This window comes from Kitasatospora sp. NPDC047058, from assembly GCF_040643935.1.
Taxonomy (GTDB): Bacteria; Actinomycetota; Actinomycetes; order Streptomycetales; family Streptomycetaceae; genus Kitasatospora.
Genome location: NZ_JBEYVJ010000235.1, coordinates 1 through 11755, shown reverse-complemented (window position 1 = coordinate 11755; position 11755 = coordinate 1). Strand labels below are relative to the sequence as shown.

The 11755-nt window shown below is 72.9% G+C and carries 13 protein-coding genes and 1 pseudogene; 6 read left to right on the top strand and 8 right to left on the bottom strand.

Annotated features, from left to right (window positions below):
• Window positions 1-231 (top strand): annotated as a pseudogene (locus tag ABZ885_RS27440) (hypothetical protein); the annotation flags it as partial.
• Between the two features lie 48 nt (window positions 232-279).
• Here ABZ885_RS27440 and ABZ885_RS27435 read toward each other — a convergent pair.
• Window positions 280-600 carry an immunity 53 family protein gene (locus ABZ885_RS27435; RefSeq protein ID WP_360193962.1) on the bottom strand — a complete coding sequence of 107 codons (321 nt, stop codon included), beginning with the start codon at window positions 598-600 and terminating at the stop codon, window positions 280-282.
• A 250-nt stretch (window positions 601-850) separates the two neighbouring features.
• Here ABZ885_RS27435 and ABZ885_RS27430 point away from each other — a divergent pair, with 250 nt between their 5' ends.
• Window positions 851-1285 (top strand): hypothetical protein, encoded by a 435-nt coding sequence (locus ABZ885_RS27430; protein ID WP_360193959.1) that lies wholly within the window; start codon window positions 851-853, stop codon window positions 1283-1285.
• A gap of 227 nt (window positions 1286-1512) precedes the next feature.
• Here ABZ885_RS27430 and ABZ885_RS27425 read toward each other — a convergent pair whose 3' ends face one another.
• A complete protein-coding gene (locus ABZ885_RS27425; protein WP_360193957.1) occupies window positions 1513-1851 on the bottom strand; it encodes a hypothetical protein in 339 nt (112 codons plus the stop codon).
• Between the two features lie 211 nt (window positions 1852-2062).
• On the opposite strand from ABZ885_RS27425, the gene ABZ885_RS27420 reads away from it, so the two are divergent.
• From ABZ885_RS27420 to ABZ885_RS27405, 4 genes are all read left to right on the top strand, one after another.
• The gene (locus ABZ885_RS27420) at window positions 2063-3208 is read left to right on the top strand and encodes a DUF6183 family protein (RefSeq protein WP_360193955.1); all 1146 of its coding nucleotides are present in this window, start codon (window positions 2063-2065) and stop codon (window positions 3206-3208) included.
• Between the two features lie 123 nt (window positions 3209-3331).
• Window positions 3332-4318, top strand: coding sequence for a HEAT repeat domain-containing protein (locus tag ABZ885_RS27415; protein ID WP_360193952.1), 987 nt, complete (start codon window positions 3332-3334; stop codon window positions 4316-4318).
• 236 nt (window positions 4319-4554) lie between these two features.
• Entirely contained in the window at window positions 4555-4917 is a 363-nt protein-coding gene (locus ABZ885_RS27410) for an isomerase (protein ID WP_360193949.1), read from the top strand.
• Window positions 4918-5053: 136 nt separating this feature from the next.
• Window positions 5054-6178, top strand: a complete 1125-nt coding sequence (locus ABZ885_RS27405; protein WP_360193946.1) for a serine/threonine-protein kinase — start codon at window positions 5054-5056, stop codon at window positions 6176-6178.
• Between the two features lie 27 nt (window positions 6179-6205).
• Here ABZ885_RS27405 and ABZ885_RS27400 read toward each other — a convergent pair whose 3' ends face one another.
• The 6 genes from ABZ885_RS27400 to ABZ885_RS27375 all read right to left on the bottom strand — a co-directional run.
• Window positions 6206-7207 (bottom strand): bile acid:sodium symporter family protein, encoded by a 1002-nt coding sequence (locus tag ABZ885_RS27400; RefSeq protein WP_360193944.1) that lies wholly within the window; start codon window positions 7205-7207, stop codon window positions 6206-6208.
• 143 nt (window positions 7208-7350) lie between these two features.
• Window positions 7351-7659 (bottom strand): hypothetical protein, encoded by a 309-nt coding sequence (locus ABZ885_RS27395; RefSeq protein WP_360193942.1) that lies wholly within the window; start codon window positions 7657-7659, stop codon window positions 7351-7353.
• Window positions 7656-8540, bottom strand: a complete 885-nt coding sequence (locus ABZ885_RS27390; protein ID WP_360193939.1) for an isocitrate lyase/PEP mutase family protein — start codon at window positions 8538-8540, stop codon at window positions 7656-7658. Before ABZ885_RS27390 ends, ABZ885_RS27395 begins: the two co-directional genes overlap by 4 nt.
• Window positions 8541-8764: 224 nt before the next feature.
• Entirely contained in the window at window positions 8765-9733 is a 969-nt protein-coding gene (locus tag ABZ885_RS27385) for an acyltransferase domain-containing protein (protein WP_360193937.1), read from the bottom strand.
• An 89-nt stretch (window positions 9734-9822) separates the two neighbouring features.
• Window positions 9823-10446, bottom strand: a complete 624-nt coding sequence (locus ABZ885_RS27380) for a phosphatase PAP2 family protein (RefSeq protein ID WP_360193934.1) — start codon at window positions 10444-10446, stop codon at window positions 9823-9825.
• A 231-nt stretch (window positions 10447-10677) separates the two neighbouring features.
• Window positions 10678-11755 (bottom strand): class I SAM-dependent methyltransferase (locus ABZ885_RS27375; RefSeq protein ID WP_360193931.1); only part of this gene is annotated, 1078 nt, incomplete at its 5' end.

Genomic DNA, 11755 nt, shown 5'->3' with positions numbered 1-11755 from the left:
CTGCTGCTCGCCGAACACCCCGCCACCGTCGGCGCCCGCCTGGACCGGGTGGTCGAGGCGGTGGCGCGACAGCTGGCGGACGGTCACCGCCCCTACGCGGCCGCCCTCGCCCTGGCCGCCCGCAATGCTGTGGCCGCGGACCGCATCGAGGCGCTCGGGAAGCTACCGGGCGCCTCGGCCCGCCTGCGCCGAGGCCTCACCCGCGCACTCGCGGTTCGCGCGACAGTGTGACTCGGCATCAGGGCGACGACCACATCGGTTCGCGGACCGGGGCGTGGGTTACCCGGCTGATCCGGGAGCGTTCGAGGTTGCCCAGGAGCGGAACATCGTGAGGGCCTCGGTGAGGTTGCCGGGGCCGCACGCGGCGTGAAACACCTTCTCGGAGGTCCACACCCAGACCCAGTCGTGTGTGCTGCGGTTGACGTTCTGGCGGGGGTGCTCCCGATCCTCCAGGTCCGTCTCCTCCAGGTCGATGGTGACGCTCCGGCCGGGGTTGTCGAGCGTGTTGATCTTCACGCCCCATTCGTGCTCCCAGTCGCCGTTGCACTGCGCGGCGTACCAGTCCTGCAACCAGTCGATGACGTGCTTCGAATCGCTCACGGCAGGAGATGCTAAGAGCTGATCTTCGACGGGCCAGAGTGGGGCGTCGCCTTGGGGGGCTCACGCGGCCAGGAGGAGGCTGTGCAGGCGGGCGATGCGGAGCATGGCGGGTGGACGCCGTCGCTTGAGGCGGCCGTGCGGAGGATCTTCCAGGACTTCATCCGGGCGAAGGTCGCTCGGTTGCGCTCGGTCTGCCACCCGGTGAGCTCGCCGCCTGCCGACCGCGACGACCAGCCGGGTGCGGGCGTCGATGACCACCTGGCGACGGATCGTGCGTCAGATCCGGTGCGATGATCTGGACGTGGAGACTCCTGAACCATCCTGGCACCACCGCCTGCTCATGGAGGCACTCGCCGTCGTAGCTGCACCTGCGCGGGCTCAGGCGGCATGGCTGGAGAGGCACGGTGTCGTGACGGACGAGATCGCTCTCGACTTCGAACACGCCTGTCGCTTGGCCGAGGGCCTTGTGGAGGCCGGACTCCTCAGTAGTGACGCACTGCCTGACCTGCGGGCGATCGATTCGATCTTCGAGCAGATGACCATCGACAAGTCCTCGAACCGGTGGGCAATCGCGGCGCTGGCCGGCGATGCAGGGTGGATCCGTGCGCGCGAGCTCGCTCAACAGGCTCTGGCCCGGGAAGGTGCGGACGACTCGGCGTTGCCGGATATCCGTGTCGTCCGGTAGCCGGCCCGACGGATCAGGCCGCGGCTGCCTGTGCGGCGAAGCTCCCCTCAGGGAAGGCTCTCGGAGCAGGGAAAGGAGCTGCTCGGCGATCTGCTGGGGGTCCGGGTGGCGTCCTGCCGGGCCCGCGCAAGGACCGCGATGGCCCGGACGAGGTCGCTGTCGGCGGCCGCGTTGACAACGGATCAGGACGGCTTCGACGTCGTGATCACACTTGGTCACCCGCAAGATCATCCCACGGCCTCAGGACCCCCTGGCGCCAGCGCGGCCCGGCACCGCTCCACCTGCTCGGCGACCTGCTCCATGAACCAGCGCATGATCTCGTACGGGATGACGTGCTCGTCATGGCTGTGGATGTGGACGGTCGGCTCCAGATCCGGATCCTCGTCGGGGATGAACGCGGCCACGAAGGCCACCCCGTGCATGTGCGTCGGCGCGTCGGGAACGTCGGCCCATTCTGCGGGCGCCGGAACGGCCTCGCTCAACTCCAAGGTCCAGGCGTCGTCAGGCAGGGCGTAGTGGGACTGGATGGCGTAGTGGACGCCTGCGTGTTCGCGCAGATCCGGCATGCCCGCAGGCTGCCACACCTGCCAGGTCGGAGTCGCCTGGATATCGAGCGCGGTCTGCTGGTCGCCGCCGGCTCTCTCGCTCGCCGACTCGACCAGCGGCTACCGGACAGCCATGGGCGAGTCGCGGATCGAGGGCCGGACGCGCGTGGGTCAAGTACTTCGGTTCGCCACCGCTGCGCTCATGCGTGGTCACACCACTAGGCTCACCCGTATGGCGGATGGGATCGGGCAGATCGTGGACCGGTTGGCCGGTCAGGAGTTCGTGGGGGACGTGTGCCGGCTCCTGGACGAGCACCTGGAGCGCGGTGACACGGCGTACCTGGCGGCCTTCGGTGCCGCCCTGCACGCCCGGTACGGCTCCGGTGAGGGGGATGCCGAGCACCGGTACCTCTTCGACCGCGTCCTGTGGGACATCGTCACCACACCCGGCCGCGCGAACATCGCGCACGCGCTGCGACTGGGCCTGGCCACGCGGTTGCGCAGCGGGCAGCCGGTGCGCCGGGCGGCGGCCGTGCTGGCCGCCGAGCACGCGGTGGCGGACCTGGCCGTGCTGTTCACCCCGGGCCGGCCCTACGAGGACGCGCCGGACGAGCTGCGGGCGTGCCTGATCCACGAGCTGGTGCTCCGCGGCGCACCGGTCGCGGAGCAGCCCGAGGTGGTGGACTGGGCGGCGCGGTCGCCGTTCTGGGCCGGGCACCCGCTCGCCTGGCTGCCCTGGTCGCTCGCGCCGCTGGAGGGCCGGCCGGAGCTGCCGCGCTACCACCGCGGCGGGGCCGCGTACGGCGTGCGGTACGGACTGCCGGAGGGGGACCGCCTGCCGTCGGGCGGCGACCCGGCTGCCGCCCCGCCCGCCCGCCGGAGCGCTGCCGGGCCCGGCCTTATTGCGGCCGTCGAGCGCTGGGCCGGGCGCTTCAACGGGCGGGTCGAGTCGGCGGTCCACCTCGCGGACCGGCCGGTCGGCCCTGCCGCCCTGCACCCGCTGCTGGCCTCACTGCCGCTCGACTGCCTGGCCGGATCGGCAGCGCCCGGGCACCTCGTGGTCGTCACGGGCTCACCGGGGGAGGCCTGGAGCCGGCTCTTCGGCGCGGCGTCCACCGGCGGCGGCCGTGACGACACGTGGTGGTACGGCGCGTACGGGCGGTTGGCCGCCTGGCGTTCGCTGGCGGCGCTGTCCGGTGCGCCCGAGGGGGCGCCGGCGGCGGAGGTGGCACGGCGCGCCGAGGAGTGCGCCTGGTACGGCTTCGAGGCGGCCACCGACTGGTTCAACGGGTACGCGATGGACCTCGGCATCCTGACGCTCACCCCCGACCGTCGTCGGCTGGCGCTGCTGGCGGCCACGGACTACGACGGCGGCTGACCGGGTGGGACCGGCTTCCAGGAACGCCACGAGGGTTGGATCTTGCCCGGGGATCTCCTTCGCCTAGGATGTCGGCGAATGTGGCCTCCCATGAGGTGAAGCCACCCCTTGGAAGAAGCATCCATGGACGACATCGTCGCCCGTATCCGATCCAAACTGGCCGCTGCCTGTACGGAACCCGTTCCTCGCCCGCGGACCTTCGTACGGGCGCCCGGTGGCGACCGCCTGGGCGCCCCCCTCAGCGAGGAACGCGTGGTCGCCTACGAGACAGGACACGGCGTCCGTCTTCCCGGTGGCTATCGCACGTTCCTGCGCGAGATCGGCAACGGGGGCGTCGGCCCCGACTGCGGACTGCTCCCGCTGACCCGTTGGTCCGCCCACGACATCCCCAGCGCCGGCCAGCGACTTGGGCGTGCCTTCGCCCTGGAGCCAACCGACTCCGTCGCCACTGATTGGGCTCGGCTCCGTGGCGAGCACGACAACCCGTACGCCGGCACCCACACCGTCGTCCATCGCGGCTGCCTGGAGATGACGCTGCTGGTCATCTCGGGACCCGCCCGGGGCCGACTCCTCGACGCCAACCTCGGAGACCATGCCGAACCTCCGGTCTTCCATCCCCAGCCGGACTTCCTGGCCTGGTACGAGCATTGGCTCGACACGCTGCCGGAGGGTGAGCTCGTCCCCGACTTCCGCGACCAGGGACGCGGCAGTTCCGAGGACCTCATCGACACCCTGACCACCTCGGGTTCCCCCGGCGAACGACGAGCCGCCGTCTACACCTTGGGCGGGCGCCGGCCCCTGACCGATCGTGCCCGGGACGCGCTGGTCCAGGCGCTGGCGGCCGACCCCGACCGGGGAGTGCGGATGGACGCGGCACGGACCCTGGCCGAGCTCGACAGCGATGCCGCCCGGGTACTGGCGTCGGCGCTCACGGATCCGGACCACTGGGTTCGACGTCGAGCCCTGGTCCACCTGCTCCAGGTCAGCAACGACGAGACCACCTACGGGTCGGCGGCCCGCGAGCTGCTGCAGGACGAGAACCCGAACGTGCGGATGGTTGCAGCAGATCTTCTCGGCCGTGCTGGATGGACGTCCTGCGGGCAGCAGTGAACCGTGACCGAAGGTGCGGTGCTCATCCGAGCGGTGCTGTGCCGGGGAAAGCCCACGGCCACTTGTCACTTGGCTCGCCGTCCGTTGACGGCATCCGGCGTTCCGGAGAAGTCGCAGGTGATGCCAGGTCACAGAGCGCTTATCCGGGGGTGTTCGCCGAGCCGCCGGGTGGGCGCGGTAACGTCGCGGACGCCGCCTACCGGGCCCCCGGCGGGCCCTGTCTCCGGGAGGTTCCCGTGCCGCAGATCCTGGTCGACCACTCGGCCGATCTCGACTTCGACCGCGCCGGCTTCGTCAAGGAGGTGCACCAGCTGATCACCGAAGTGATCGACACCACCGTGGCGGACTGCAAGACCGTCTTCCGCCCGGCCGCGCAGTACACGGTGGGCGACGGGACGACGGGGCAGGCGGTGGTGCTGGTGGAGATCAAGATGCTGGCCGGCCGCAGCCTCGACCAGCGCGCCGAACTGACCGCCCGGGTACTCGCCCTCCTGGAGTCGTGTCTCACCGTCCCCGCCGCGATCGGCGTCGAGATCACCGAGCTGGAGCGGGCGACGTACCGCTTCGTCCACCACCCCGGTGCGGCAGGGCGTATCTGACGACCCGGGGGGATCGGGCGCGCGGCGACGGTCGGGCGCGCGCACCGCAGGGCGCAGGACGGGGCGCCTCCGGCTGTCGGTCGCGGGAGCGTCGCGTACCTGGCGGGGAGCATCGGACGAGCCCTACGCTGGCCGCATGAGCTTGGTGGTCCTGCTCGGCCTGGTCCTTGTCATCGTCCTGCTGGTGTGGGCGGTTTCCGTAGGCTTCGGGCGACGACGACGGCGGCTCCGCGATGCCGCCGTCGTCGCTTCGCCCGTCCAACCGCCTTTGTCGTACGCGCCGTTGGCGGGCCCGCCGTCTCCGGTGTACGTCCCGCCGTCGGCGGCACCTGGTGCGCCGGTGGCAGCGGCGACGGCGGCCGTTCCGGCGGTCGGCCATCAGCCGTTGCGTCAGGGTGAGTTGCCGGTGATCGGTGGGTACCGGTTGTTGGGGCGGATCGGGTCGGGTGGGATGGGGACGGTGTACCTGGCGCGGCGCGAGGGTGCGGCGACGCAGGTGGCACTGAAGACCATCAACCCCGAACTGCTGGACAATGCCGAGCTGTTGCTTCGTTTCGAGCGTGAGGCGGAGGTGCTGGGCATGGTCGACGGCGCCTACACCGCGCGGGTGCTCGACGGCGGGGTGGACGGCGGGCGGCCGTACCTGGTGATGGAGCTGCTGGACGGCCGACCCCTGGACGCCCACCTGCGGGAACAGGGGCCGCTGGGCTCGGCCGGGGCGCTGCGGGCGTTGGCGCTCGCGCTGGCGGTGGCCCTGGCCGGGGTGCACCGGCTCGGGCTGGTCCACCGGGACCTCAAGCCGGCCAACATCATGCTCACCACCGCCGGGCCGCGCCTGCTCGACTTCGGCATCGCCGCGCTGGTGGACGGCACCCGGCTCACCCTGGCCGGCGGCGGGCCGGGCACCCTGACCTACATGGCGCCCGAGCAGTTCGGTGACGAGCGGGTCGGCACGGCCGCCGACGTCTGGGCCTGGGCCTGCTGCGTGGTCTGCGCCGCGCACGGTGCGAGTCCGTTCGCGGCGACCAGTACCGGTGCGGTGATCCGGCGGATCGTGGACACCGGTCCGGAGCCTGCGGCACTTGCCGCGGTGCGGGCGTTGGACCCGGCGTTGGCCGCCGTCGTGGCGCGTGCGCTCACCGCCGACCCGGCGGGCCGCCCCGCCGACGGCGCAGCCCTGCTGGACCTGCTCACCGCCCACCCCGCCCCGGGCGACCTGCACGACCAGATCACCCAGGGCTGGAGCACCCTGGCACTCTGACCACCGGTCACCGCAGCAGCAAGAGGGCTACGCGTCCGCCCCCGGAATCCTGAGCCGAACGGACTGTGGTCCCGTCGGCTCGCCCTCGGCCGCTGGGGGCTCCTGGCCGTCGGGGGCGCGGGACCAGTGGCCGGACAGGAACGTTCCGGCGATCAGCTGGAGCTGGTGGTACGCCATCAGCGGCAGCACCAGCAACCCGGCCTCCGGCCCGAACAGCACGGTGGCCATGGGCAGGCCGTTCGCCAGGCTCTTCTGCGAGCCGCAGAGCACGGCCGCGATGCCGGACTCCCGGTCCAGGCCCAGGAACCGGGCGCCGAGCCGGGCGAAGACGAGAGCAGCCACGAGCAGGGCGAGCAGGACGGCCAGCAGGCCGAGCAACGCGCCGGGTGTCGCGCTGCTCCAGATGCCCTGGGCCACCGCTGCGCTGAAGGCCGTGTAGACGACGAGCAGGATCGAACCGCGGTCCACCGGGGTGAGCCGCCGCTTGTGCCGGTCCAGGAACCCGGCGAGCCGTGGTCGCAGCAACTGGCCGGCGAGGAACGGCGCCAGCAGTTGCAGGCCGATCCGGGTCAGGCCGCCGGGGGAGAGGGCGGCCTCTGCACCGAGCAGCCAGGCGGCCAGCAGCGGTGTGAGCGCCAGGCCGGCCAGGCTGGAGTACGTCCCCGCACAGATCGCGGCCGGCACGTTGCCCCGGGCGGCGCCGGTGAGTGCCACCGAGGACTGCACCGTCGACGGCACCAGGCAGAGGAACAGCACGCCGGTCCGCAGCTGCTCGGTGAGCGGAACGGGCGTCAGAGCGGCGGTGGCGAGCCCGAGCAGGGGGAAGAGGACGAAGGTGCAGGAGAGCACCAGCCCGTGCAGGCGGACGTGCCGGAGGCCGGCCAGCGTCTCACGGGTGGAGAGCCGGGCGCCGTAGAGGAAGAACAGCAGCCCGACCGCGAGGTCGCAGGCTCGCTCCGCCACCCGGGCCGCCCCGCCGGTGGCCGGCAGCAGCGCGGCGAGCAGGACGGTGCCGAGCAGCGCCGCCATGTACGGATCGAGGCCGCGCAGCCACGCCCGAGGCCGGGATCGCCCGGCCTCGCGCCGTTCGCCCGTACCACCGCCCTCCTCCGGTGAGGACGGAGGTGGTGACGGCTGCGGTGGCGGAGGGGCCCGGTGCCGAAGGCCGCCGCTCATCCGCGGCCGCCCGCGGCGGAGGCGGGCCGTCCGGCGGGAGCGGCCCTCAGCGGGTCGTCCGCTTCTGGGACGCCGCCACCTTCGTTGTCGCTGCCCGCGCTGCCCCCGCCGAACTGCAGATTGGCCGTCCGGTCGATCTCCAGCACCGAGTCGGCCTGGACCAGCGGGGTGAGGTGCGCGGTGTCGAGCACCGGAACCAGACCGCCCGCCGCTGCGGGCGCAACGGTGCCGCCGAACACCGCCCAGGCCCCGGCCAACGCGGCGACCGCCACCCGCCAACGGGCCACGGTCCGCGCCGACCTCATGCCCGCACCGCCTCGCGCAGCCGCGGGTGGGCGATGTTCCGCTCCAGCAGCTCGGTGGACTCGCGGACACCGATCTGACGGTGCTCCCCGGCGGCGGCCGGCAGCCGGCCGTCGGCCACCTTGAGCCCCGCCAGCGCCTCGTCCATCGCCCGGTGTGCCGCGAACAGGCAGGGCGTGCTGTAGATCGCGACGTCCACGCCGAGGCCGGCCAGCTCCGACAGCGAAAGCCGGGGGGACTTGCCGCCGGCGATCTGGTTGAACAACAGCGGCTTGTCGCCGACGACCTCGCGGATCCGCCGGATCCACTCCTCGCTGCGCACCCCGTCCACCAGGACGACGTCCGCGTCGGTGGCGGCGAGCGCCTTGGCGCGGCGCAGGATGTCCTCCTCCTCGGTGGCGTCCGTCCGGGCGACGACCACGAGATCGGTGCGGTTGGCGAGCACCTGCTCCAGCTTCTCCAGGTATTCGTCGAGCGGCAGCACCTGCTTGCCGTCGGCGTGGCCGCAGCGGCGCGGGCGCTTCTGGTCCTCGAGGATGACGCCGGAGGCGCCGATCCGCTCCAGCCTGCGCACCACGTGACAGGCCACCTCGGGATCGACGTAGCCGTCGTCGATGTCGACCAGCAGGTGGTGCTGCGGGAAGGCACCGCGCAGCCGCTCGACGAAGGCCACCATGTCCGGCCAGGCGATGAAGCCGATGTCGGGCAGGCCGTAATAGGAAGCGGCGAAACCGAAGCCGGAGACGAACATTCCGTTGTAGTGCTCGGCCGCGATGGAGGCGGAGTACATGTCGTAGACGCCGATGAGCGGAGTCGTCCCCGGGGCTGCGATCTCCTCGCGGAGCCGCTGCCCGTAGCCCGGCGCGGGGTACCCGTGAAGCACTGCCTTCTCCTCACATGAAAGGGGGTCACTTTGCCTGCACTTGGCTATTGCTAGGGCCAACTGAGACGTTCTCACTATGCGACCTTTAATGTTCCGTGGGCAAATCTTTAAAGGAAGTTCCCTCATGTGAGTGACGTGCGGGCATATTGGTCCGACGTCCATACGAAGAACCGGTGGCGGGGTGTCAGTTCATCCCGCCACCGGCTGTGCCCGGAAGGGCGAGCTCAGAGCCGCAGCCACCCGCCGACCACGTACCAGTGGCCGCCCGCGAGGAGGTGGTCGACCAGCGCGCGTTGCAGGGTGGTGTCGCGCGGCAGGCCCGCCAGGGGGCGGCGGGAGTCGCCGAAGACGAAGCCCAGGGGGTCGTCGTCCTCGGGACGCCCGGGACGCCCGGGCAGGCCGGGTGGGTCGAGCGGGGTGAAGCGCTGCTGGAACCGGACGATGTTCGAGTCCGCCGGGAGGTACCGGGCGAGTTGGGGGTCGAGCAGCCAGGAGCCGATGCGGGCCGTCCGGTACGGCTCGGCGGGGAAGTGCCGGGCGAAGAACGCGCGGGCCAGGGCGAGGGAGCGGTCGCAGGCCCCGGGGGAGAGCGGACCGCAGCAGCCGGGGACGTGCAGTTCGAGGAACCACGCGCCGGGCCCGGCGGCCGAGGCCTCGTCAGCGGGCCCGGTGAACCGCTTGCGCTGGAACTGGAGCCGGCCGAGCTGGAACAGCTCGCCCCGGAAGTGCAGGGTCTGCCAGGAGGGGTTGCGCAGACCGCCGGAGCGGCCGCGCCGACGGCTCAGGGCAAGGTGGCGGCCGAGGTCGGCGAGCGTCGCCCGGGTCACCTCCGGGGGAACGCCGAGCGACCGGTGGTACGCGCGGGTGTGCGGCGCGAGGGCCACGAACAGCAACGCCGAGAGGTAGTCGGTGCCGTCGGAGCCCTCGGGCCAGCCACCCCACAGCCCGGAGGCACAGCCGACCGTGCCGACCGCCGCCGCCTGCGCGCTCAGGGTCTCCTCGAACTCGGCGCGCAGCCCGTGGTCCCGGGCCACGCGGCGGCGCGCGGCGAGCAGGCCCTCGACGTCCTCGAACGGAACGGCGAGCCCGAGCAGCGCGTCGGGCAGCTGCTCCGCGTCGGGCAGGGAGGAAGCGCCCGGCGGCGGTAATGCGCCGGGCAGGGAGGACGCGCCCGGTCGTGCCGACGACTCCAACGCCCCACCTCCGCGCCCGGATCGACCCCCGACGCGGTGACCCTACCCGGGGCCGCTGCGGAGCAGAACGGTCCTGCCCGGCGTGCGGCTCAGCGCAGGAGGGTGAACACCAGCGCGCAGACGCCGCCGAGCGCCGTTCCGGCGAGCAGCTGCGCCGGCGTGTGGGCCTTCAGCGCCAGCCGCGACCAGCCGACCGCCACCGGCAGGGCCGCCGCGAGGGGGAGCACCGCCGGTCCGAAGACCAGCAGCAGGATCATCGCGGTCCCGCCCGCCACCGCGTTGTGCATCGAGATCTGCCACCACACCGTCACGGCCAGCGCCGACAGCAGGCCGGCGAGCATCGCCACCACCAGTGCGCCGACCTCCGCCGGGGCGTGCAGGACGCGCAGCAGGGCCAGCCCCGCCACTACCGACAGCAGGCTCGCGGTCATCGGCACCATGCGCTGGCGGCGGATCCGGATGTGCTTGTCGGTGAGCGCGCCGCGCCGCACGCCGAAGGCGATCATGCCGATCGGCATCACTCCGCAGAACAGCGCGGCCAGCAGGCCCCAGCCCGCCCCCGACCAGCCCGCGGTGCTGTGCGCACCGACGGCCAGCAGCAGGCCGATGACCAGATTGGCCGGCGCCAGCACGTCGGTGACGATCCGTGCGCCACGCTCGCGCGGCGAGGCGGTGGCGTACTCCGGCGGCTCGGGCGGGACGAACGCGCTCATCCGCGCAGCCCCGGGCGGGCCGACGGGGCGAGCGGGACGGCCGGGGCGAGGGGGACGGCGGAGGGCGCGGTCGTAGGGGTCACCGCGACAGCCTACCGAGCCCCCACACCCGCCTCCCGGGCCATCGGGGAAGCCGACGGTGAGGCGGGCCGACCCGGTGACCAGGCCGCCACACAGCCGACCGACCAAGCCCCACCGCGCACGGCCCCACCGCGCACGGCCCCGCTCAGCTCAGCGCCCGGCCCGGCGCCCGCGCAGCTCCCGCAGGACCTGCCGGGCGGCACGCGTGGCGACCGGCGGCAGCAGGTCCAGCGCGAGCCGCCGCGGGGCCGAGCGGCGCTGTGCCGCCGGCGCGGGCTTCACCGTGTTCAGCCGCACCACCCGGGCACCCGCGATGGTGTCCTCGTCGACCGTGAAGCCCTCGGCCCGCCAGTCCCGGGCGAGCAGCACCTGCTGCGCCGCCTCGGCGTCCCCCCACGTCCCGTAGAACTTCATCGGGGTGAGCAGGACCGGCCTGAGCCCGCCGGTGAACACCGCCTGCCAGACCGCCGCCGAGACGCCGGGGGTGTGCTCCGAGCGGTAGTCGTCGAGCGCGACCAGCCCGTTCTCGGCGAGCGCCGCCCGGGCCACCTCGATGTCCCCGGCCACGTGCTCGTACAGGTGGGAGGCGTCGATGTGGACGAAGCGGCAGCTGCCGGCGGGGATCCGCCCGTCGGCCAGCACCGAGGTGGGCGCCTGCACGATCACCGGCAACTCGTCGTGGAACGTCAGGTAGTTGGCCTCGAAGGCCGTCCGGGTGAGCGTCTTGCGGTAGGACATCGCCATCTCGGCGGCGTTGTCGGCGTCGCCCGCCTCGGAGTCGAACAGGTCGCAGACGGTGAGCTGTTCGCCCGGCCGGAGGTGGTCGCCGAGGAGGACGGCGCTGCGGCCGAGGTAGGTGCCCAGTTCGAGGATGTCGCCGGTGCGGCCCGCCTCGCTCTGGGCGGTGAGGAGGTGCCCGAAGGCCTCCTGGTCGACCTTGAAGAACCAGCCGGGGATGCCGTCGCGGGTCGGACGCGGGGGGCGGGCGGTTTCGGTGTCGGCAACGGGCACGGCGGCCTCCAGGGGTGCGGGCATGGCCCGGCGCGTTCGGTCCACCCCGCGGCGGTGCGCCGTGGTGTGAGGCGGATCATCATAGCCACGGCAGGGCCCGGTCGGACCAGGTCCGACGGGGTGGCCCGGGTCGCCGTCCAGGTCGGCGAAGCCGGCCGCGACGTCCAGGAAGGCGTGCAGGGTCTCCCGCCGGCGGGCGGCCAGCGCGTGCGGGGAG